Source organism: Phenylobacterium sp. (genome assembly GCF_030680185.1).
In the GTDB taxonomy this organism is placed as follows: domain Bacteria; phylum Pseudomonadota; class Alphaproteobacteria; order Caulobacterales; family Caulobacteraceae; genus Phenylobacterium.
Genome location: NZ_JAUXVZ010000029.1, coordinates 1 through 21791, shown reverse-complemented (window position 1 = coordinate 21791; position 21791 = coordinate 1). Strand labels below are relative to the sequence as shown.

Below are 21791 nucleotides of genomic sequence, written 5' to 3'. Positions count from 1 at the left end.
CGGGGGGCAGGGGAAGGCCCAGTCGTCAGGATTGGGGGGCGCCCCGAAACCTTGTGTGGCTTCGGGGCGATTGCCGCGATCGACAGATGCAACGTGACCGTGACCTCATCAAGGTGGGGTCGGCCACACAAATCGTCAAGGTTGTGGGCGCTCGAAATCGCACGTCATTCGTGTTTTACGAACCGGCGGGCGCCACAGCCTCCGGATCAGGCGCCGGGGCCTCGCCGGGGGCGAAACCCGACTCCACCTTCAGATAGGCGATCAGGTCGATGCGCTTCTTGGGATCGTCGAGGCCGACAAAGGTCATGCGATTGCCGGGCAGATAGGTGCGCGGGTTGGCCAGCCAGGCGTCGAGACGCTCGGCGTCCCAGACGAAGCCGGCCTTCTGCAGCGCCTCGGAATAGCGATAGCCCTCGACCGAGGCCGCCGGACGGCCGAAAACGCCGTGCAGATTGGGGCCGGTCATGTTCGGACCGCCCTCCACCACCGTGTGGCAGGATCGGCAGAGGCCGAACTGCCGACGACCGTTCTCCAGGTCGGCGGTGTTGTAGGGGGCGGGCAGGGCGGCCAGCAGGGCCTGCTGCTCGGCTGCGGTCGGCGCCGGCGTGGGCTGAGCGCCCGAAGCCGCCGTGTTGTCGCCCTGACCGCAGCTGGCCAGGCTTGTGGCGACGATCGCCCCGGCGACCCAATTCGATACTGTGCGCATGTCGGCTGACCCCTGGAAATCTGCGCGCAAGCTAGCGAAGCCGGCTGGGCATGCAATGGGCGACGAGGCTTCTGCGTCCATTCGCCGACAGCCGCACGGCGCAGCCGCCTCAGAGCGCGATCCAGGCTCGCCGCAGTTGCTGCGCCTCGGGTTTCCGCGCTACTTCCGACCCCTGAATTTCGCACAGGAAGGGACGCCGCCATGACCACCGAGGAACTGATGGGCCAGGACTTCGGGACCCTGGCGGAACTGATCGCCTCGCAGGCCCGCGAGCGGGGGGACCACATAGCCCTGGTCGATGGCGAGCGCACCCTCGACTATGCGGGCCTGACCCTGCTGATGGACCGTATCGCTGCGGCGCTTCAGCGCGACGGCGTCGGCCCGCATGAGGCCGCCGCCATCTGCGCCACGACCTCGCTGGAATATGCCGCGGTCTTCATGGGCGCCCTGCGCGCCGGTTCGGCCGCCGCGCCCCTGGCCCCGTCATCCACGGCCGACAGCCTGGTGATGATGCTCAACGATTGCGGCGCCAAGGTCTTCTTCCTGGACGAAGGCGTCGCGGCCCTGCTCGAGCCTGTGGCTGATCAGATCACCGCCAAGCGCGTGGCCCTCGACGGATCCTCGGCCGGCGTGGCCTTCCAGGACTGGCTGGCGCCTGAGGACGCCAAGCCGCAGGCCGTCACGGTTGGGCCGAATGACCCGTTCAACATCATCTATTCCTCGGGCACCACGGGCACGCCCAAGGGCATCGTCCAGCCGCACGCCATGCGCTGGGGCCAGGTGCGGCGGGGGATCTATTCCACCGATGCGGTGACCATGGTCTCCACGCCGCTCTATTCGAACACAACCCTGGTCAGCTTCCTGCCGACGCTGGGCAATGGCGGCGCCGCGGTGTTGATGCCCAAGTTCGACGCCCAGAAGTTCCTGGAGATGGCGGCGCGGCACAAGGCCACCCATGCCATGCTGGTGCCGGTCCAGTACCGCCGGATCATGGAGCGGCCGGATTTCGACACCTATGACCTCTCCAGCTTCAAGCTGAAGTTCTCCACCTCCGCGCCCTTCTCACCGGAGGTGAAGGCCGACGTGCTGAAGCGCTGGCCCGGCGGCCTGATCGAGTTCTACGGCATGACCGAGGGGGGCGGCTCCTGCATGCTGGTGGCCCACGAGCATCCCGACAAGCTGCACACGGTCGGCCAGCCGATGAACGGTCACGACATCCGGCTGATCGACGAGGACGGCAAGGAGGTTCCCCAGGGCCATGTGGGCGAGGTGGTCGGCCGTTCGGGCGCGATGATGGTCGGCTACCACAATCAGCCCGGCAAGACCCGCGACGCCGAGTGGTACAGCCCAGACGGGCTGCGCTTCATCCGTACCGGGGATGTAGGCCGCTTCGACGAGGACGGCTTCCTGACGCTCATGGACCGCAAGAAGGACATGATCATCTCAGGCGGCTTCAACATCTATCCCAGCGACATGGAGCTGGAACTGGCCAAGCACGAGGACGTGCTGGAGTCGGCCGTGGTCGGCGTGCCGTCCGACCGCTGGGGCGAGACGCCGGTGGCCTATGTCACCCTGCGCCCGGGCAAGACCGCGACGCCGGACGACATCAAGACCTGGCTGAACGCCCGGGTCGGCAAGACCCAGCGCCTGGCCGACGTGGTGCTGATCGACAATCTGCCCCGCAGCCACATCGGCAAGGTCCTCAAGAAGGACCTGCGCGGCAGCTACAAGGGCCCTGCGCTCACCGCGTGAGCGCAGGCTCTTAAGCCCTAGTCCCGGGGTTTCCGCGGCTTGCCGGGACCCTTGGGGCCCTTGGGCGCAGTGGGGTCCCAGGGCTTCTTCGGACCCTTGGGACCGGCGAAGCCGGCGCCCGGCGGTCCCGAGCGCGGTCCGCGGGGCGGCGGGCCATCGCCGCGGGGACGGTCGCGGGGCGGGCCGCGGTCGGGACGGGCGTCGCCCCGGGTGTCAGGACGGGAGTCAGGGCGGGGGCCGAAGTCGCGCCGGGCCGGACGGGACATGTCGCCATCCTCGCGATTGCGCGGCGGACCGGCGCGGCGCGGCGGCGCGGCGCCGGGGGGCTCGCTGGCCTCGACGGGGATTTCGGCGGTGGAGCCTGCGGCCTTGATCGCCTCGCGGAAGCGCTCTTCGGCGGCCTTGGAAATCTCGAACTTGGTCTCGCGGTCGAAGATGCGGATCTGGCCGATGTCCTTCTTGGTCACGTGACCCAGGCGGCAGATCATCGGCAGGATCCACTTGGGATCGGCGTTCTTGCTGCGGCCGACGGGCATGCGGAACCAGACGCCGTCGGAGATGGCGTCAGGGCGGGGGCCGCGCTCGGGCCGCGCCGGGCGCGGCTCGGACGGCGAGCGGTCGCGCACATCGTCGAACAGCTCTTCCGGGGCCGGCATCCGCGAGCGGTGCAGACGCACCAGAGCCGCGGCCACGGCCTCAGGCCCGCGGTCGGCCAGCAGCTTTTGCGCAAGCGTCAGGTCTTCGCCGGTCAGGGGCTCATTGAGCATCGGGTCGGCCAGCAGGCGTTCCTGGTCGCGGATGCGGATTTCTTCGCCCGAAGGCGGCCCAGCCCACTCGGCTTCGACGCCGGCCGAGGCGATCAGCTGCTCGGCCTTGCGGCGGCGGGTATAGGGCACGACCAGAACCGAGACGCCCTTGCGCCCGGCCCGGCCGGTGCGGCCGCTGCGGTGGAGCAGGCCGGCCTTGTTGACCGGCAGCTCGGCGTGGATGACGAGACCCAGATCGGGCAGGTCGAGGCCACGGGCGGCGACGTCTGTGGCCACGCAGGCGCGGGCATGGCCATCGCGCAGGGCCTGCAGGGCGTCGGCGCGCTCCTTCTGGCTCAGTTCGCCCGACAGCTGCACGGCCGAGAAGCCGCGCTCGCGCAGGGCGCCATACAGGTGACGCACCGCCTCGCGGGTGGCGCAGAAGATCAGGGCGCCGGGCGACTCGTAATAGCGCAGCAGGTTGACGACGGCCTTCTCGACCTCGTTGGGCGCCACGCGGACGGCGCGATAGGCGATATCCCCGTGGGCCTCGTCGCGGCGGGTGGTGTCGATGCGGGTGGCGTCGCGCTGATAGCGACGGGCCAGGGCGACGATGTCCTTGGCCAGGGTGGCCGAGAACAGCAGGGTCTGGCGGGTGATCGGCGTGGAATCCAGGATCTCTTCCAGGTCCTCGCGGAAGCCCAGGTCGAGCATCTCGTCGGCCTCGTCCAGCACCGCGACCTTCAGAGCCGACAGGTCCAGATTGCCCCGTTCGAGGTGGTCGCGCAGGCGGCCGGGGGTGCCGACCACGATGTGGCAGCCGGCGCCCAGGGCGCGCTGCTCGCGCCGCGCATCCATGCCGCCGACGCAGGTGACCACGCGGGCCTTAGCCTGGGCGTAGAGCCATTCAAGTTCGCGGCTGACCTGCAGGGCCAGTTCGCGGGTGGGCGCGATCACCAGGGCCAGCGGCGCGCCGGCCTGGTCGAAGGTCTCGGCTTCACCCAGCAGGGTGGCGGCGGCGGCGAGGCCAAAGGCGACGGTCTTGCCAGACCCGGTCTGGGCCGACACCAGCAGGTCGCGGCCCTCCGGCGCCTCCAGCACGGCGGCCTGGACGGGGGTGGGGGTCGCATAGCCTTGCGCCTCGAGCGCCCGGCCGAGCGCCGGATGCGTGGCGGGAAATGACATCGGAATCCTCTTTCCGGTGGCGGCTCACGCCGGTCGGCGCGCGCCTTTTGATCTGATATCGCCTGAGAAGGTGGTGCCGGTTGCAGGACTCGAACCCGCGACCTTCGGTTTACAAAACCGCTGCTCTACCAGCTGAGCTAAACCGGCGAACCTTGGAATATCAAAGAGATCATCGTGCAGCCTCATCCTGTTCCGCTCCCTTGGGGAGCACGCATGGGACACTGGACGTAGCCGCAAGACGTTTGTTGTGGCGACGGATGCCACGTCGTCGCACCGGCGCCAAGGCCGAATACCTGATCGGCCGGCCCAAACCCTGCGGCCAATTGAGCCCGGCGCCCCCTGGCCGCCCATTGCCAGCGCCCTTGGTCTTTGATCACCTGCAGGGAAATGGGGAAGGGGCGTCGGCGTCCTGGCAAGCCGCCGCTCACCCCACGGGCTGACCGCTTCAGCCAAGCCGGAGCTTTCATGACCGCTCTTTCCGACGACCGCCGCCTGCACGGCCACCTGATCGGCCAGCAGGGCTCCCGCCGGGCGCTCAACACCCCGGTGCTGGTGCTGGATGTCGAAGCCCTGGACCGCAACATCGCCGCCATGGCCGACCTGGCGGCCCAGGCCGGGGTGCGCCTGCGGCCTCACGCCAAGACCCACAAGAGCGTTGATATCGCCCGGCGGCAGGTGGCCGCCGGCGCCGTCGGCCTTTGCTGCGCCAAGCTCGGCGAGGCGGAGGTTCTGGCCGAGGGCGGGATCGAGGGCCTGCACATCACCTCGCCGGTGGTCTCCGCGCCGGCCATCGCCCGCCTGATGGCGCTCAACGCCCGGACCGAGCGCCTGTCGGTAGTGGCTGACCATCCGGCCAATGTCGCCGCCCTGGCCGCCGCCGCCTCGGTCGACCGCCCGCTCGGCGTGTTCGTCGACATCGATCCGGGCCTCCGCCGCACGGGCGTGGCCTCCGACGAGGCTGCTGTCGCCCTGGCGCGCCAGATCGCGCAGGCGCCGGGCCTGACCTATGAGGGCGTGCAAAAGTACTGCGGCCGCGAGCAGCATATCGAGGCCTATGACGAGCGCCGCACCGCCATCGTCGCCGAGACCGAGGCGCTGCGGGCCACCATCGCGGCGCTGGCGGCTGCGGGCCTTGCGCCCCCGGTTGTGACGGGCGGGGGCACCGGAACCCACCGGATCGACCTGGAGCTCGGCGTCTTCACCGAGTGGCAGGTGGGCTCCTATGTCTTCATGGACGATCAGTACGCCGCCTGCGCGCTGACGGCCGAGGGGCCGTCGCCCTATGAGCGCAGCCTGTTCGTGGACGCCCGGGTGGTCAGCGCCAACAGCCCGATGCTGGTGACGGTGGATGCAGGCTTCAAGGCCTTCTCCACCGACGCCGCCCCGCCCCAGGTCCTGGCCGGCGCGCCTGAGGGCGCGCGGTTCGCCTTCATGGGGGACGAGCACGGGGCGGTGATCGCCAAGGACATCGGCGAAGCCCTGCAGATCGCCGCCCTGGTCACCCTGGCCGTGCCCCACTGCGACCCGACCGTGAACCTCTATGACAGCTATCACGTGGTCGCCGGCGACACCCTGGCCGACATCTGGCCCGTCAGCGCGCGGGGCCGCAGCCGCTGATCGGCCTCAGCCCTTCAGGGTGGCGTCAAACAGTTCGAACATCTCGCGCCAGTGCCGCTCGGAGGCCTCGCGGTCATAGGCGGCCATGTCGGTGGGCGCATAGCCGTGGCGCGCGCCGGGATAGATGACCACCTCGGCCTCGACGCCGGCCGCCTGCAGCGCCGCCTCCAGCCGGGCCTTCTGCTCGGGCGGGAAGCTGCGGTCCTCGTCGGCGCCGGCCACCAGGACGCGAGCCTTGATCTGGTCGGCCAGCCTGTGCGGGCTGTCGGGCTCCTCGGTGGCCAGATTGCCCCCGTGGAAGCTGGCGGCCGCCGCAATACGGTCGGGGAAGTGCGCCGCGGCCCGCAGGGCGATCCCGCCGCCCATGCAGTAGCCGGTCAGCCCCACCTTGTCGGCCTTGGCCCGCGGCTCCTGGTCGAGCCAGGCCAGGGCGCCCTCGGTGTCGACCATCTGGGCCTGGGGGTTGGTGGAGGCGCGCAGACGGCCAAAGGCCTCGCGCCGCGCCTCGTCGTTGCGGATCGTGGCCATGTCGATGGGCTCGTAGGCGCCAGCGCGCCAGTAGAGGTCGGGCATCACCACCACATAGCCGTGGCCGGCCAGTCGCTCGCCCATGTCGAACAGGGCCGGGCGGATGGCGGGCGCGTCCATGTAGAAGATCACGCCGGGCCAGGGGCCTTCGCCGGCGTCGGGCATAAAGGCGAAGGCGCGCATGGCGCCGTCCTTGGTCGGAATGCTGATGTCCTGGCGCATGGGTCGTCGTCCCTGGTCTTGTCTGCCCAGCGATAGTCGGCCGATGCGGCGCTTTCGCAAAGGGCGCGGCGTGAAAGCCTCGACAACCGCCCTGGCTTTCCCGCGCGGGATCGGCTCCCCTGGTCAAAACAGGGAAAAGCGCTTGGGAGACGCGCCATGAAGTTCGAGGACTATCGCCGCCACGACATGACCGCCCTGGCCGAGCTTGTGGCCCGCCGGGACGTGTCGGCGGGCGAGCTGCTGGAGACGGCCCTGGCCCGGGCGGACGCGGTCAATCCGCAGATCAACGCCATCACCCAGGACCTGGCCGACTTCGCCCGCGCCGAGATAGCTCGGGAGCCCCAGGGCCCTTTCGCGGGCGTGCCCTTTCTGCTGAAGGACCTGGGCGCTCAGCTGGCCGGAACCGTCACCACCAGTGGCTCGCGCGCCTTCAAGGATGTCCGCGCCGAGGCCGACAGCGCCATCGTCGCGGCCTACCGCCAGGCGGGCCTGGTGATCTTCGGCAAGACCAACACGCCGGAATTCGGCCTGGCGCCGGTGACGGAGCCCGCGCTCTTTGGTCCCAGCCGCAATCCCTGGAATCTGGACCACACGCCGGGCGGTTCCTCTGGCGGAGCCTCGGCGGCGGTGGCGGCCGGGATCACGCCCGGCGCCCACGCCAGCGACGGCGGCGGCTCCATCCGCGTGCCGGCGGCGTCCTGCGGCCTGTTCGGCCTGAAGCCGTCGCGGGGCCGCGTCTCCTTCGCGCCGGCCGGAGAGGGGTGGGCGGGGGCCTCCATGCAGCATGCGCTCACCCGCTCGGTTCGCGACAGCGCCGCCCTGCTGGATGTGGTCTGCCAGCCGCAGGCGGGCGATCCCTATTTCCTGGCTCCGCCGGGGCGGCCCTTCGCCCAGGAGGTCGGCCGCGACCCCGGCAAGCTGCGCATCGCCTTCACCACGGCGTCCCTCGCCAGCCCCGAGCTCGATCCTGAGTGCGCCGAGGCCGTGCGCGACGCCGCCCGCCTCTGCGAGAGCCTGGGGCATCGGGTGGAAGAGGCGAGCCTGCCGGGCGATCTGGCCGCCCTCTCGCAGGCCGCGGGCGTGATCATCGCCGCCAGCGTCGCGGCGACCCTGGACGCCGAGGCCGAGCGGCGCGGCCGGCCCATCGGCGAGGACGAGGTCGAGTTCACCACCTGGATGAGCTACCGCCGTGGGCGCGAGCTGTCTGCGCCGCAATACGTCCAGGCTGTGGCCGCGGTGCATGCCTTCGGCCGGGCCGTGGCCGGGTTGTTCGCCGACTACGACATCCTGCTCTTGTCCACCACCGGTCGGCCCCCGCCGCCCGTGAGCTGGCTGACCGAGGACCTCAGCCAGTACGCCCGGCGGCTCTTCTCGTTCATGAGCAACACCCAGGCCTTCAACAATACCGGCCAGCCGGCCATGAGCGTGCCGTTGGCCTGGAGCGACGAGGGCCTGCCCATCGGCCTGCAGTTCGTCGCGCCCATGGGGGAGGAGGCGCGGCTCTTCCGACTGGCCGGCCAGTTGGAGCAGGCCAGGCCCTGGTTCGACCGGGTGGCGCCGCTATGAGGGATACAGAGGCTGCGGGCCGCAGGGTGCGCCGCTTGCCCACCTGGCGGACGGCGGCCCCCTGAGGCGCTGCTCGGCGCCGCGGCAGGCGCGGCCGTGACCCTGTACGTGACCTAACGGCCCATCCAGGGCTTGGACTTGGACGAGGACTGGTGGGCGGCCGCCTGCTCGCGCTGGAACCGCCCGCCGCGGGGCGGCTTGGGCTTGGCATCGAGGGCGGCCTTCTTCAGGCGCAGGGCCCGCTGAATTGGGGTCTCGTCCTCGGGACCGCCTTCTGGGGGACCATCGTCTGCAGGCGTGTCGTTCATGTCTTGGATCCGGCGTCGAGGTCTGGACGGGCGGCCAGGAAGGCGGCCCGCTCGGCGGCGCTGAGCACCTTGCCGGGCTTCTGGCGCGACACCCGTGGTTTGGGCGGCGCATAGACCTCCATGGGCGGGGCCGCCGGCTTCAGATCGGACAGTCGTTTGGGCGGCGGCTTCATGGGGTCATCGCGGCGTGAAGGCCCCCCGATTCCAGGGCCACCCCACCTATGACACATCAGGCCCCGGGCGTCCGCCTGCGCATGTTCAGCAGATAGACGGCGATGACGCCGGTGGCCACCAGGCCGATCAGCAGGGTCGAGATGGCGTTGATCTCCGGACTGACGCCCAGGCGCACGGCGCTGTAGATGCGGATCGGCAGGGTGGTGGCGCCGGGTCCTGAGGTGAAGCTGGCGATGACCAGGTCGTCCAGGGACAGGGTGAAGGCCAGCATCCAGGCCGCCGCCACGGCTGGCGCGATATTGGGCAGGGTCACCAGGACGAAGGCCTTCCACGGCGGGGCGCCCAGGTCCCGCGCGGCCTCTTCCAGGGCCTCGTCGAAAGAGACCAGGCGCGCCTGCACCACCACGGTGGCGTAGCAGAGGGTCAGCGTGGTGTGGGCGATGGTCACCGTCCAGAAGCCCCGCGGCAGGCCGACCGAGACGAACAGCAGCAGCAGCGACAGGCCCAGGATCACCTCGGGCATGACCAGGGGCGCATAGGTCATGCTGGAGAACAGGGTGCGGCCCCGGAACCGGCCGGCCCGCACCAGGCCGAGGGCGGCCAGCGCGCCAAGGACGGTCGCCAGGGTGGCCGAGACGAAGGCCACCCGCAGGGTGACCCAGGCCGCCGCCAGGAGCTGCTCGTTCTGGAAGAGGCTGGCGTACCAGCGGGTGGAGAAGCCGCCCCAGACGGTCACCAGCCGGCTGGCGTTGAACGAATAGATCACCAGCAGGAGGATGGGCAGGTAGAGGAATCCCATGCCGAGCGTGATGGCGGCGATGTTGAAGGCGCTGGGTCCCCGCCGCATCAGCGCTGCTCCATCATCTTGGTCTGCTGGCGCTGGAACAGCACGATCGGGATCACCAGGGTGGCCAGCAGCACGATGGCCACGGCGCTGGCGGCCGGCCAGTCGCGGTTGGAGAAGAACTCCGTCCAGATGGTCTTGCCCAGCATCAGGGTGCCCGAGCCGCCCAGCAGGTCGGGGATCACGAACTCGCCGACCATGGGGATGAAGCAGAGCAGGGCGCCGGCCGCGACGCCGGGCAGGGACAGGGGGAAGGTCACCCGCCAGAAGGTCTGGAAGGGCGTGCAGCCCAGGTCGGCTGAGGCCTCCAGCAGGCTGTCATCCTGCCGCTCCAGCACCGCATAGAGCGGCAGGACCATGAAAGGCAGGTAGGCGTAGACCAGGCCGATATAGACCGCCGTGTCGGTGTTGAGGATGTCCACCGCCGGCAGGCCGACCTGGGCCAGCGCCATGTTCAGCAGGCCGGCGGGCTTGAGGATGGCGATCCAGGCATAGACTCGGATCAGGAAGCTGGTCCAGAAGGGCAGGATCACCGCCATCAGCAGGGCCTGGCGCACGCTGGGCCGGCACCGGGCCATGCCATAGGCGAGCGGGTAGCCGGTCAGCAGCAGGATCAGAGTCGCCACCGCGGCGAACTTCAGGCTGGAGAGATAGGCCGCCAGATAGAGCCCGTCCTGGCCCATGCGGGCATAGGCTTCGAAGTCCAGGGCGCGGACGAAGGCCACGACGCCGCCCAATCCGGCGCTCCAGTCCAGCTTGGGGGCGTAGGGCGGAATGGCCAGGACCACGTCCGACAGGGACAGCTTCGCCACCAGCAGGAAGGGCGCGAGGAAGAACAGCCCCAGCCATAGATAGGGGAGGAAGGCCGCCCGGGCTTCCCAGCTCGGGCTTAGCCGAGGGCGCCCCAGCCGTTTCCAGGGACGACGTGGGCGCGGGGCGCCCGTCACGCTCATCGGGTCAGGACCACGGCGGAATCCGGCGCAAAGGTCAGCCAGACCTTGTCATCCCAGTCCACGGGGCGCTCGACCACGCGGCTGGCGTTGGCGCGCGCCGCCCGGATGGTGCGTCCGCCGGGCAGCTCCACCAGATAGGTGGTCCAGTCCCCCAGATAGCCGATGTCGGCCACCTGGCCTTCCAGCCGGTTGGGGCCGGGCGGGGGCGGATCGAGATGCACCCGCATCTTCTCCGGCCGCACCGCCAGCCAGGCGGTGGAGCCCACCGGGACCTCGTCGTCCTCGATGGCTTCCAGGCCGTCCGGCGCTTCGGGGCTCATCAGGCGGATAATGTCGCCGCCGTCCTCCGTCACCCGGGCTTCGAACAGGTTCACGTCGCCGATGAAGTCGGCGACATAGCGGGAATTGGGCGCCTCATAGACCTCGGCCGGACGACCGATCTGCGCCAACTGGCCGGCCCGCATCACGGCGATCCGGTCGGCGGTGATCATCGCCTCCTCCTGGTCGTGGGTGACGATCAGGAAGGTCATGCCCAGCCGCTGCTGCAGGGCCATGAGTTCGAACTGAGTCTCTTCGCGCAGCTTGCGGTCCAGGGCGCCCAGGGGCTCGTCCAGCAGCAGCATCTTGGGCTTGGGCGCGATGGCGCGGGCCAGCGCCACCCGCTGCCTCTGACCGCCGGAGAGCTGGTGGGGCTTCCGGTGGGCCAGGCCCTCCAGGCGCACCAGGGCCAGCATCTCATCCACCCGGGCGGCGACCTCGTCCTTGGGCTTCTTCTGCTGGCGCAGGCCAAAGGCGATGTTCTGGGCGACGCTCAGGTGAGGGAAGAGCGCGTAGGACTGGAACATCATGTTCACCGGCCGCAGATGCGGCGGCTGGCCCGCCAGGTCCTGCCCGGCCAGGGTGATGCGCCCTGCGTCCGGGGTCTCGAAGCCGGCCAGCATCCGCATCAGGGTGGTCTTGCCGCAGCCGGAGGGACCCAGCAGGGCGAAGAACTCGCCCTCATAGATGTCCAGCGACACCGCATCGACGGCGGTCTCGCCCCCGAACCGCTTGGTCACGGCCTCGAACCGCACCAGCGGCTTGGCCGAGGCGTCGGCCCAGGGGGCGAAGCTCGAGCGCACCGCGCCGATGTTCAAACGCGGCTTGGCGTTCACGAAAGGTCGAGCTCCGGGGATGCGGCGCGGCGGGTCACTGGCCCGTCTGGACCCGGGTCCAGAGCCGGTTCACCTCGCGAACCAGGTCCTGACCCTTGGACGTGGTGACGAACAGGCGGCTCATCACCTCTTCGCTGGGATAGATGCGCGGATCGTCACGCACCTCGGCGTCTACGAGGGCCGTCGCCGGTTCATTGGCGTTGGCGTAGGCGGTGTAGTTGGACGCCGTGGCGATCACGTCGGGCCGCAGCATGAAGTCCAGGAAGGCGTAGGCCGCGTCTGGATTGGGCGCGTCCACGGGGATGGCGAAGACGTCGAACCAGACCTGACTGCCTTCGGTGGGGATCACATAGTCCACCTCGACGCCGGCGCCGGCCTCCTCGGCCCGGTCGGCGGCCTGGAAGATGTCGCCCGAATAGCCGATGGCCACGCAGATATCCCCATTGGCCAGGCCGTTGACGTACTCCGAGGAGTGGAACTTGCGCACATGCGGGCGCACGGCCATCAGCATCTCTGTGGCGGCCTCATAGTCGGCCACGGTGGTCGAGTTGGGATCCTTCCCCAGATAGTTCAGGGCCACGGCGTACATGTCTTCTGAGGCGTCCAGGAAGTGGACGCCGCAGTCGGCCAGCTTGGCCATGTTCTCCGGCTTGAACAGCACGTCCCAGGAATCGATGGTCACGCCCGGCAGGCGCTCGGCCACCTTCTGCGGATTGAAGCCGATGCCGATGGTGCCCCACATGTAGGGCACGGTGTAGCGACCGCCCGGATCGAAGGGCTCCATATAGGCCATGATGCGCGGCGAGAGATTGCCGATATTGGTCAGCTTGGCCTTGTCGAGCTCGGCGAGGGCGCCGGCCTCGATATAGCGCGGGATGTTGTGGTTGGACGGCGTGACCACGTCATAGCCGGTGCCGCCCTGGAGCATCTTGGTCTCCAGCACCTCGTTGGAATCGAAGGTGTCGTAGACGACCTCAAGGCCCGTATCGCTGGTGAAAGCCTCCAGCAACTGGGGGTCGATATAGTCCGACCAGTTGTAAATCCGCACCGTCTCGTTGGCGCTCTCGCCCTGGCCGCAGGCGCCAAGGCCCAGCAAGGCCGCCACGCTGGCGACAGCCAGCCCCGTCTTCACACCCCAAGCCCGCATCTCGATCTCCCTGATCAGCCCAACCTCAGCTTATAAGGCCGATGGCGCGGGGGTTAAGAGCCCAATCGGCGCCGATCGTTATGGAGCCTTGCCATGCCCCCGACCCTGGCGACTGGGCTGACGCCCCTGATGGCGTTCGCCGCGCCTGTCGTTCTGCTGGTGTTTTCCAACATATTCATGACGTTCGCCTGGTACGGCCACCTGAAGGTGGAGCACCGGCCGCTGTGGATCATCATCCTGGTCAGCTGGGGGATCGCCTTCTTCGAGTACTGCCTGGCCGTGCCCGCCAACCGCATGGGCCGGGCCGTCTATTCCCCGGCCGAACTGAAGACGATGCAGGAGGTGATCACGCTCGCCGTCTTCGCCGTCTTCTCGGTGACCTATCTGGGGGAGCGATTCACCTGGAACCACGCCATCGGCTTTGGCCTGATCGCGGCTGGCGCCCTGTTCATCTTCAAGGGGCCGATCCGGGTCTGAGATGCGCCGCCCTGGTCACGGCTTTTGGCAAGCCGGACGCGGCGCCATATAAGCCCGCCCTCACGACCCCTCACACACGACCGGCAGCCCCATGTCCCGCATCCTCATCACCTCGGCCTTGCCCTACATCAACGGGATCAAGCACCTGGGGACGCTCGCGGGCTCCATGTTGCCGGCCGACGTCTATGCGCGGTTCCAGCGGTCCCGGGACCGCGAGACCCTCTATATCTGCGCCACCGACGAACACGGCACGCCCACCGAGCTGGCGGCGGCTGAGGCCGGCATCGACCCGGCGACCTTCTGCGCCCGCCAGCATGAGGTTCAGGCCGAGCTCGGCGCCAAGTTCGGCCTGTCCTGGGATCATTTCGGCCGTTCATCCTCGCCGCAGAATCACAAGCTCACCCAGCGCTTCGCCCAGACCCTGTGGGAGGCCGGCTTCATCGAGGAGAAGGTCACCCAGCAGGTCTATTCCAACGCCGACAAGCGCTTCCTGCCCGACCGCTACGTCATCGGCACCTGTCCGCACTGCGCCTATCCGGCCGCCCGCGGGGACCAGTGCGAGAACTGCACCCGGGTGCTCGATCCCGCCGACCTGATCTCGCCGCGTTCGGCGGTCTCGGGCTCGGACGACATCGAGATTCGCCCCTCCAAGCACCTCTTCCTTCGCCAGAGCCTGTTCTCAGACAAGCTGCGGACCTGGATCGACGGCAAGAAGGGCGACTGGCCGCTGCTGGTCACCTCCATCGCCCTGAAATGGTTGGATGAAGGCCTGCAGGACCGGGGCATCACCCGCGACCTGGAATGGGGCGTGCCGGTCAACGCCGCCGACTGGGGCCCCAATCCCGACGGCGCCACGCCCGACGTGGAAGGCTTGGCCGGTAAGGTCTTCTACGTCTGGTTCGACGCCCCCATCGAATATATCGGCGCCACCTGGGAGTGGGCGGACGCCAAGGCCGCGGCCGAAGGGCGGGGCGCGGCCGATGAGGCGGAGTGGGAACGCTGGTGGCGCCAGCCCCTGGCGGCCGACGTCACCTATGTGGAGTTCATGGGCAAGGACAACGTGCCCTTCCATACCGTCGGCTTCCCCTGCACCCTGATCGGGGCCAACGAGCAGCGCGGTCCCGATGGCGCCTGGCGTGCGGTCAACAATGCGCCCTGGAAGCTGGTGGACCGGCTCAAGGGCTTCAACTGGCTCGATTATTACGGCGGCAAGTTCTCCACCTCGCAGAAGCGCGGCGTGTTCATGGATCAGGCGCTCGAACTGCTGCCCGCCGACTACTGGCGGTGGTGGGTGGTGGCCAATGCGCCGGAAGGGTCTGACGCCACCTTCACCTGGGAGCAGTTCCAGACCCAGGTGAACGCCGACCTGGCCGATGTGCTGGGCAATTTCGTCAACCGCATCCTGAAGTTCACCGAGACCCGTTTCGAGGCTGTCGTGCCTGACGGCGGCGAGCCCGGCGAGCTGGAGATCAAGCTGGCCGCCGACGTATCGGCCAAGCTCGCCGAGCTGACCGAGCTCATGGAAGCCATGGAGATGCGCAAGTCGGCCCAGGCGCTGCGCCAGCTCTGGGTGCTGGGCAACCAGTACCTGACCGAGGCCGCCCCCTGGACCGCCATCAAGACCGATCGGGACCGCGCCGCCGTCGCTGTCCGGACGGGTCTCAACCTGGTGGCCCTGTTCGCCAAGGTGTCCGAGCCCTTCATCCCGTTCGCCGCCGAGAAGATCGCCGGCGGGGTGGGCGAGGCCTTCCCCGGACGCTGGCCGCAAGGGGAGGGCGCAGCCCTGCTGAATGCGGTGCAGCCAGGCACGAAGGTCGCGGCCCCTGACGTCCTGTTCCGGAAGATCGAGGACGTCCAGGTGGCGGAGTGGCGCGAGCGGTTCGGGGCCGAGGTCGAGCCGGCCTAGGTTTGCTCAGCCAACCAGGCTTTGAGGCCCAGCGCCGCAGCGCGGCCGGTGGCGAAGCTGGCCTGCAGCAGATAGCCGCCGGTCGGCGCCTCCCAGTCCAGCATCTCGCCGGCGGCGAAGACGCCCGGGCGCGCCTTGACCATCAGGCGCGCGTCCAGGCCCTCGAACTTCAGCCCCCCGGCGCTGGAGATGGCGCGGTCCATGCCGGCGGTCCCGGTCAGGGTGACAGGAACGGCCTTGATCGCCTGCGCCAGGCCGACGGGGCTGCGGGCCAGGTCTGCGCCGAAGGCTTCGCGCAGCAGGCCGATCTCCACGGGCGAGAGCTTCAGCATCTTGCGCAGGCGGTTGGACAGACTGTCGCCGGCCCGGCCGCCGATGAGGCGAGAGGCCAGGTCGCCCCGGCGCATCTCCGGCCGCAAATCGATGAGGAGCTGCGCCTCGCCACCTTTAGCCAGGGCGCGGCGGATGTCGCCGGACAGGGCGTAGACTCCGCCGCCTTCCAGGCCATAGGCGGCCACCAGGGCCTCACCCCGGACGGTGTGGTCGCCGAAGGTCAGCGCCACCGCCTTGAGCGGCGCGCCGGCGAAGCGCGCGGCGAAGCCCGGGCTCCAGCCGGTCAGCACGCCCATATTGGCCGGGGCGAACGGGGCAAGGGGCGCGCCGGCCTCGGCCAGGGGGCCTGCCCAGGCCCCATTGGCGCCGAGCCTTGGCCAGCTCGCGCCGCCGAGCGCCAGCACCGTGGCGGCGGGGCGGGCCTCGACCTCGCCCGCGGGCGTGGCGAACCTCAGGGCCCCGTCGGCGCTCCAGCCGGTCCAGTCGTGGCGCAGATGAAAGCGAACCCCGGCGGCGTCCAGCCGTCCGAGCCAAGCCCGCAGCAGGGGCGAGGCCTTCAGGGCGCGGGGAAAGACCCGGCCGCTGGAGCCGACAAAGGTCTCCTGGCCCAGATCCTCGGCCCAGGCGCGGAGGGCTTGGGCGTCAAACGCCTCCACCGAAGCGCGCAGGTGCGCGGCAGCCTCGCCATAGCGGGCGATGAGGTCGTCCAGGGGTTCGGAATGGGTCAGGTTCAGCCCGCCCCGCCCGGCCATGAGAAAGCGCCGGCCGAGGCTGGGCATGCGCTCATAGACATCCACCGACCGGCCCTGGCCCGCCAGGGTCTCGGCGGCCATGAGACCGGCCGGCCCGCCGCCGATGACGGCGACGTCGCGCTTGGGCGCATTCATATCTAGAACCAGTTCAGGTCTGCGCGGGTCCCATCGACCTCGACGCCCTTGAGCCGGGCGCGGCCGTCCTGGCCAATGGAGACGATGGCGAAGGCGGCCGGGCCGCCGGGCTGGCCAGCCTCCCGCAGGGCCTCTTCCAGCGCCACAGCCTTCTCCTGGTCGGCATAGAATCGGTCGACGCCGACATCCAGGGTGACCGCGGTCTCGCGGGGGCGATCGTCTTCGGGAGGTTCGCCGCTGGCGGGGTCCCGCGGCGGGGTTGCGAATGCTTGGCGGCAGCTGGCGCTGCCGCGCACCGCCAGGGGGCCGTGACGCAGAGCGGCTTCGCGGCTCGCGCCGGCGCCCGTGACGCGGTGATGACCGTCCGCGGTTGGCGACAGGGCCACCCAGCTCTCGTCGCCGCCATAGTGGGCTTCCAGGTCCGGCGGGCAGTCCTGGCCCTGGGGCAGGGTCTCGACCAGTTGGAGGGCCGCATAGTGGCCGCTGAGCAGGCTGCGGGGATCGACCGCCTCCATGGTCAGCCGGACCTCCTGACCGCCGGCCCGGGCGCGATCCTCGCGCACCAGCAGGCCGATCAGGGCCAGGATCAGCAGGGCTGCGACGAGGCCGATGCGCAGGACCAGGGCCCGGGGGCTCGAAAACCGGTTCATGCCTTGGCCCTCCTGCGGCGTAGCAGGCCGCCGGCCGCCAGCGCCAGCACGGCGCAGCCGGCGAAGACGCCTGCGGCGGTCATCAGGCTGACGCCCAGATCCATCAGGATGGTGCTGACGGCGCCGATGGCGGCCAGCACGCCTGCGGCGGTGACGGCGCCGGCCCGGTCGTGGAGGCCAAGCGCGATGACGGCGCCCGACAGGATCAGCCAGGCCAGGCGGTGGATCAGGCCCAGGGACTCGTCGGCGAAGCCGGCTACGGCGAAGGCGAGCAGGGCGCCGGCAGCCATCCAGGCATAGATAACGCCGCCCGCCCGCAGCTCGCGCTCGCTGGCCCAGCGACTGGCGCCCGCGGCGATGGCGAAGGCCGCCGCCAGGGCGAGATAGGCTTCGGGCTTGATGTCCGGCGCGGCGAACAGCCAGCCGACGACCATGGCCGGACCGGCCAGATGGGCCAGGCTGCGGCTGCGCCAGGCGAGCGCCAGCAGCACCCCGGCTGGCGCGGCGATGGCGAGCCAGCGCAGCTGGAGGCCGAACAGGCCCTCAGGCCCTGCGAAGTCGCCCAGCGCGATCAGGGCCACCGAGGCGATGGCCGCAGCATTGGCGCGGCCGGCCAGGGCCAGCAGGGCCGCCGCCAGGCCCGCTCCCCGCAGGGCGGCCTGCGGATCGCCCGCCAGGTCGAAAATCTGCCCGGTCAGGCCGATGGCCCCGGCATAGATCAGCGCCGCCACCCCCAGCAGCACGTCGCGGACCAGGGGCCGGCCGCGCCAGGCGGCCCAGGCGGCGCCCGCACAGGTGGCCGCGAAGACGCTGAGGATCAGGGCGAAACGCGCCAGGCGGGGAATGACGTCCCAGTTGGCGGCGACGAAGGCGATGGCGGCGAGACCGGCCAGGATCGCCCCCATGACGGCCAGGGCGACCCCGGCGTCCATGCGGCGGGCCTCGGCCACGCTGGCGAGAATGGGTTGGCGGGATTCAGGCGCGACCAGACCCTGGTCGATCCAGCGATCGAGATCCCCGCTCAGCCGCGCCTTGTAGCCCGCCATACTGCGCTCCGGCCAAAGGGGAGGGCCCGGGCGATATCGCCCGGGCCCTCCGACTAGTGGAGGCGGTGTTCTGCCGCCTCTTCAGGCGAGATGTCCAGGAAGCCCGGCATCACGGCGTTGTAGGAGTCCACATTGTCGAGCTTCACGATGGCGTTGCGATGGCCTTCCCAGACCATGGACAGGGCGACGTAGAGCACGACGGCCAGACCAATATAGCCAATCCACCGATACTTGTGCAGCAGGCTGGCGATGTAGGTGGCGGCCACGCCCATCAGGGCGATGGAGAGGATCAGGCCGAAGACCAGGATGCCGGGATGCTCGCGGGCCGCGCCGGCCACGGCCAGCACATTGTCCAGCGACATGGACAGGTCGGCGATCAGGATCTGGATGAAGGCGGCGCGGAAGCTCTTGACCGGCCGGGCGGTGGGCTCGGTGGTGGGGTCGCCATCGAGCACGGCCTCGGCGTCGGCCTCGTCGTGGACGGCCTGCTCGCGCAGCTCCTTCCACATCTTCCAGCAGACCCACAGCAGCAGGAGGCCGCCGGCGAACAACAGGCCGATGATGCCGAGAAGCTGTGTGGTGATCAGCGCAAAGCCGATCCGCATGATCACGGCGGCGATCAGGCCGTAGAGGATGGCCTTCTTGCGCTGGTCGGCCGGCAGGGCGCCGGCGGCCAGGCCCACGGCGACGGCGTTGTCGCCGGCCAGGACGAGGTCGATCAAAAGGACCTGGAAGAGGGCGGTTAGGGCGGGGCCGTATTCGGCGAGCAATGACTCAAACATGGCCGCCTCAATGCGACAGGCTCAGGGCCGCCGCAACGCCTATTCTTAAGGTCGACTATAGAATCTTTATGGGGCGCGGCAGAGCGCGTTCCATATGGCTGAAATCCCGTTTTACCGCGTGAGAGGCGCTCATGTTCTAGGCGGGCTCAGGCTCTCGGGCAGGCGCCTCTGTCTCGGCGCCAGCCTCGGCCTCGTTCTCCGCCTTCTCCCGATGATGGGCGTAGGCGGTGGCGGCCACGGCGCCCGCCGCGGCGGCGGCGAGGGGCGCGGCCAGGCCCGGTCCACGGTCATCGTCACGGTCGAAATTGGATTCGCCGGCGCCATAGCCATAGGTCTGGAACCGGCGGCGACGCTGGGCCTGTTTTCGCGACGTGGCGTTGCGCGAGATGGCGGCCAGGATCAGGACGCCCGCCAGGACGGCCAGGGCCAGCAGAATGTTCCGGGTGGAGAACCCATCCTGATCGGCGGTGGCGTCACCGGCCGCCGTGCGGGCGGCCTCGACCGCCTGGTTAGCCATTTGGCCCGCCTGTTGCGCGGCCTGGCCCGCCTGCTCGGCGGCCTCGCCGGCGTCGGGCGGGGTGACCTCGCGATCCCAGAACTTGAACCGCTCCAGGAAGCTGAAGAGGCCGCCGGTCTTCGGCTCACCGGTCTTCGCCTCGGCCTCGGCGTCGACCGCGGCGCTGGGCGCCTGGGCGGTGGTCGGGGGCGCAGCCGGGGCCGGCGTTGGCGCGAGCTTGGGCTGGGGCGCCTTGGCGAGGGGGCCAGGCGCGGCGGGGGCGGGCGCTGGCGTCACGCTTTGGGCGACCTGGGGCGCAGCCGGCGTGACGGTGGGCGTTGGGGCCGGGCGAGGGGCGGGCGCGACGCGGGCGTCGGCGCTGTAGGCCCGGGCGCGCGTCTCCGTCGGGGCTGGGGCCCGGGCGGCGCTGGCTGCGCCATAGACGCGCTGGCGCTCGGCGGCATCCATGTCTTCGGGATTGGCCACCGGCCGCATGGTGGTGACGAGCATGCCGTCGGCGCTGCGGAATCTGACCACGGCTTCGTTGCGAGCCTGGGCCGACTCGAGGGGCGACTGGGACACCTCGCCCGGCGCGGGCGGCGGGCCGCCCATCAGGCCGGTTCCGTCGTCGGCCGCGCCCGGCGCCCCGCCCATCAGCGGCGGCGGGGGCGGCGGGGCTTCAGCGTAATAGTCGCTGTTCTGGGCCGAGGGACCCGAGGGGGCGCTGCAGCCAGCGACGGCGAGCAGGCCCGCGGTCGCTAGGAGTCCGAGGCCTTGCTCGCCAAGCGTCCGCCTGAAGATCCTGATCGCCATGGGACGTCCCCCGTACCCGTGCCCGACTTCGAGTGTCGCATCTATGGTTAACAACCAAACCACGACATAACAGTGAAATCAAAGCCGGGATCGGCTTAAGGGAACAAGCTTCGCCTTAGGGGCGAGGCCGGGCGGCCTCATAGAGGGCGATGGCGGCGGCGGCCGAGACGTTCAGGCTCTCGAATCCGCCAGGCATGGGGATCTTGGCCAGCACATCGCAATGCTCGGCCACCAGACGCCGGAGACCTGCGCCCTCCGAACCCATCACCAGCACGCTGGGGGCGCCGTCCATGGCCTGGTCGAGATTGACCTTGGCCTCGCCATCCAGCCCCACGGCGCGCCAGCCCATATCGGCCAGGGCGTCCAGGGCGCGGGAAAGGTTCACCACCCGAGCCACGGGGATCTTGTCCACCGCCCCCACGGCGGCCTTGGCCAGAGCGCCTGTCAGCTGCGGTGCGTTGCGATCCTGCAGGATGACCCCGACGCAGCCGAAGGCGGCGGCCGAACGCAGGATGGCGCCCACATTCTGCGGATCGGTCACCTGATCCAGCATCAACAGCACCGCGCCGGGCCTGGCCTCGAAGGACTCCAGATCTACGTCGGGCAGTTCGCCCGGGCGCAGGGCCACCCCCTGGTGAACGGCGCCGGGCAGCAGATTGCTCAGGCGCTGGGCGTCCGCCACCTCGATGGCGAAATCCGGAAAGCGCTTGGCCAGATCGGCGGCCCGCTCGGCGGTGGCGAGGATTCGCTCCGGAGGGGCTCTGAGCGGATTTTCGAGGGCCGCCAGCATGGCGTGCCAGCCCCAGATCCAGGCGGCTGAGGGGGCTTCGGCCCTTGTGGGGGAAGGGGTTTCACGCCCATTTCGACGCTTGTTTCGGGGCGCGTTGCGTTCCCGGATCGACGACACTATAAGACGCGCTCCATTTTGAGGCCGGGACAGGTCTCCGCCCGTTCCGGGGGTGTTGGCGATGCTTCTAGCAGAGGCCGCAACCCCGAGCGGAAGGAATTTGTTCAGGGCTCAGGACGGTTCCGAGCGCGCGGGGGAATGTCCCGAGTGGCAAAGGGGGCGGACTGTAAATCCGCTGGCGTTAGCCTTCGTAGGTTCGAGTCCTACTTCCCCCACCACGCCTCGGTTTAAAAAGGAGTATTGCGGCGCCCCCGCATCCTTCGGCGCGGGTATAGCACAATGGTAGTGCAGCAGCCTTCCAAGCTGAGGATGCGGGTTCGATTCCCGCTACCCGCTCCAATAACCGACACCTTTTACAGAGCGCCTCGCGCGCATCGCCGGCAGGACCCTGATGGCCAAAGAGAAGTTTGAACGCAATAAGCCGCATTGCAACATCGGCACGATTGGTCATGTTGACCATGGCAAGACGACGTTGACGGCGGCGATCACGATGACGCTGGCGAAGTCTGGCGGTGCGACGGCGAAGAAGTACGACGAGATCGATGCGGCGCCGGAAGAGAAGGCCCGCGGGATCACGATCAACACCGCGCAC

Annotated in this window: 21 protein-coding genes and 3 tRNA genes; 8 read left to right on the top strand and 16 right to left on the bottom strand. The window is 69.7% G+C overall.

Annotation, left to right across the window (positions count from 1 at the left end; translation table 11 throughout):
• Positions 1–175 precede the first annotated feature (175 nt).
• Positions 176–706, bottom strand: a complete 531-nt coding sequence (locus tag Q8L83_RS05120; protein ID WP_305285139.1) for a cytochrome c family protein — start codon at positions 704–706, stop codon at positions 176–178.
• 201 nt (positions 707–907) lie between these two features.
• Here Q8L83_RS05120 and Q8L83_RS05115 point away from each other — a divergent pair, with 201 nt between their 5' ends.
• Positions 908–2458 carry a class I adenylate-forming enzyme family protein gene (locus Q8L83_RS05115; RefSeq protein WP_305285137.1) on the top strand — a complete coding sequence of 517 codons (1551 nt, stop codon included), beginning with the start codon at positions 908–910 and terminating at the stop codon, positions 2456–2458.
• 17 nt (positions 2459–2475) lie between these two features.
• Here the strand turns inward: Q8L83_RS05115 and Q8L83_RS05110 are convergent, their stop codons facing one another.
• Both Q8L83_RS05110 and Q8L83_RS05105 read right to left on the bottom strand, forming a co-directional pair.
• A complete protein-coding gene (locus Q8L83_RS05110; protein ID WP_305285135.1) occupies positions 2476–4389 on the bottom strand; it encodes a DEAD/DEAH box helicase in 1914 nt (637 codons plus the stop codon).
• A gap of 71 nt (positions 4390–4460) precedes the next feature.
• A tRNA-Thr gene (locus Q8L83_RS05105) sits at positions 4461–4536 on the bottom strand.
• A gap of 318 nt (positions 4537–4854) precedes the next feature.
• Here Q8L83_RS05105 and Q8L83_RS05100 point away from each other — a divergent pair.
• Positions 4855–6006: a DSD1 family PLP-dependent enzyme gene (locus Q8L83_RS05100; protein ID WP_305285133.1), complete on the top strand. Its 1152-nt coding sequence runs from the start codon at positions 4855–4857 to the stop codon at positions 6004–6006.
• A 6-nt stretch (positions 6007–6012) separates the two neighbouring features.
• Here Q8L83_RS05100 and Q8L83_RS05095 read toward each other — a convergent pair whose 3' ends face one another.
• Positions 6013–6756 (bottom strand): dienelactone hydrolase family protein, encoded by a 744-nt coding sequence (locus Q8L83_RS05095; protein ID WP_305285132.1) that lies wholly within the window; start codon positions 6754–6756, stop codon positions 6013–6015.
• 156 nt (positions 6757–6912) lie between these two features.
• Between Q8L83_RS05095 and Q8L83_RS05090 the strand changes: the two genes are divergently transcribed.
• Entirely contained in the window at positions 6913–8322 is a 1410-nt protein-coding gene (locus Q8L83_RS05090) for an amidase (RefSeq protein ID WP_305285131.1), read from the top strand.
• Between the two features lie 113 nt (positions 8323–8435).
• On the opposite strand, the gene Q8L83_RS05085 is transcribed toward Q8L83_RS05090, so the two are convergent.
• Genes Q8L83_RS05085 through Q8L83_RS05060 form a run of 6 tightly spaced genes read right to left on the bottom strand, consistent with a single transcriptional unit; the run spans position 8436 to position 12902 of the window.
• Positions 8436–8630, bottom strand: coding sequence for a hypothetical protein (locus tag Q8L83_RS05085; RefSeq protein ID WP_305285130.1), 195 nt, complete (start codon positions 8628–8630; stop codon positions 8436–8438).
• On the bottom strand, positions 8627–8803 hold the full coding sequence (locus Q8L83_RS05080; protein WP_300574980.1) for a hypothetical protein: 177 nt from the start codon (positions 8801–8803) through the stop codon (positions 8627–8629). The genes Q8L83_RS05085 and Q8L83_RS05080 overlap by 4 nt, the downstream gene beginning before the upstream one ends.
• A 56-nt stretch (positions 8804–8859) precedes the next feature.
• The gene (locus tag Q8L83_RS05075; protein WP_305285128.1) at positions 8860–9651 is read right to left on the bottom strand and encodes an ABC transporter permease; all 792 of its coding nucleotides are present in this window, start codon (positions 9649–9651) and stop codon (positions 8860–8862) included.
• Entirely contained in the window at positions 9651–10601 is a 951-nt protein-coding gene (locus tag Q8L83_RS05070; protein WP_305285127.1) for an ABC transporter permease subunit, read from the bottom strand. The genes Q8L83_RS05075 and Q8L83_RS05070 overlap by 1 nt, the downstream gene beginning before the upstream one ends.
• Entirely contained in the window at positions 10598–11755 is a 1158-nt protein-coding gene (locus Q8L83_RS05065) for an ABC transporter ATP-binding protein (RefSeq protein ID WP_305285126.1), read from the bottom strand. Before Q8L83_RS05065 ends, Q8L83_RS05070 begins: the two co-directional genes overlap by 4 nt.
• Positions 11756–11789: 34 nt before the next feature.
• Positions 11790–12902 (bottom strand): polyamine ABC transporter substrate-binding protein, encoded by a 1113-nt coding sequence (locus Q8L83_RS05060; RefSeq protein ID WP_305285125.1) that lies wholly within the window; start codon positions 12900–12902, stop codon positions 11790–11792.
• Between the two features lie 93 nt (positions 12903–12995).
• Between Q8L83_RS05060 and Q8L83_RS05055 the strand changes: the two genes are divergently transcribed.
• Complete coding sequence (locus Q8L83_RS05055) at positions 12996–13379, top strand: DMT family protein (protein WP_305285124.1); 384 nt, start codon at positions 12996–12998, stop codon at positions 13377–13379.
• A gap of 91 nt (positions 13380–13470) precedes the next feature.
• Positions 13471–15285 (top strand): methionine--tRNA ligase, encoded by a 1815-nt coding sequence (gene metG / locus Q8L83_RS05050; protein ID WP_305285123.1) that lies wholly within the window; start codon positions 13471–13473, stop codon positions 15283–15285.
• Here the strand turns inward: metG and Q8L83_RS05045 are convergent.
• From Q8L83_RS05045 to rlmB, 6 genes are all read right to left on the bottom strand, one after another.
• On the bottom strand, positions 15282–16505 hold the full coding sequence (locus Q8L83_RS05045) for a TIGR03862 family flavoprotein (RefSeq protein ID WP_305285121.1): 1224 nt from the start codon (positions 16503–16505) through the stop codon (positions 15282–15284). The genes metG and Q8L83_RS05045 overlap by 4 nt on opposite strands.
• Before the next feature lie 2 nt (positions 16506–16507).
• Positions 16508–17155, bottom strand: coding sequence for a GDYXXLXY domain-containing protein (locus Q8L83_RS05040; RefSeq protein ID WP_305285120.1), 648 nt, complete (start codon positions 17153–17155; stop codon positions 16508–16510).
• Positions 17152–18201 carry a DUF2157 domain-containing protein gene (locus tag Q8L83_RS05035; RefSeq protein ID WP_305285119.1) on the bottom strand — a complete coding sequence of 350 codons (1050 nt, stop codon included), beginning with the start codon at positions 18199–18201 and terminating at the stop codon, positions 17152–17154. Before Q8L83_RS05035 ends, Q8L83_RS05040 begins: the two co-directional genes overlap by 4 nt.
• A 53-nt stretch (positions 18202–18254) precedes the next feature.
• Complete coding sequence (locus tag Q8L83_RS05030; protein ID WP_305285118.1) at positions 18255–18983, bottom strand: TerC family protein; 729 nt, start codon at positions 18981–18983, stop codon at positions 18255–18257.
• A gap of 136 nt (positions 18984–19119) precedes the next feature.
• Positions 19120–20292 (bottom strand): hypothetical protein, encoded by a 1173-nt coding sequence (locus Q8L83_RS05025; RefSeq protein ID WP_305285117.1) that lies wholly within the window; start codon positions 20290–20292, stop codon positions 19120–19122.
• 115 nt (positions 20293–20407) lie between these two features.
• Entirely contained in the window at positions 20408–21199 is a 792-nt protein-coding gene (rlmB, locus tag Q8L83_RS05020; RefSeq protein WP_370868355.1) for a 23S rRNA (guanosine(2251)-2'-O)-methyltransferase RlmB, read from the bottom strand.
• A 132-nt stretch (positions 21200–21331) separates the two neighbouring features.
• Here rlmB and Q8L83_RS05015 point away from each other — a divergent pair.
• From Q8L83_RS05015 to Q8L83_RS05005, 3 genes are all read left to right on the top strand, one after another.
• Positions 21332–21417 (top strand) — tRNA-Tyr (locus tag Q8L83_RS05015).
• A gap of 47 nt (positions 21418–21464) precedes the next feature.
• Positions 21465–21538 (top strand) — tRNA-Gly (locus tag Q8L83_RS05010).
• 52 nt (positions 21539–21590) lie between these two features.
• Positions 21591–21791, top strand: a 201-nt coding sequence (locus Q8L83_RS05005) for a GTP-binding protein (RefSeq protein ID WP_305285002.1), incomplete at its 3' end; no start/stop codon positions are given.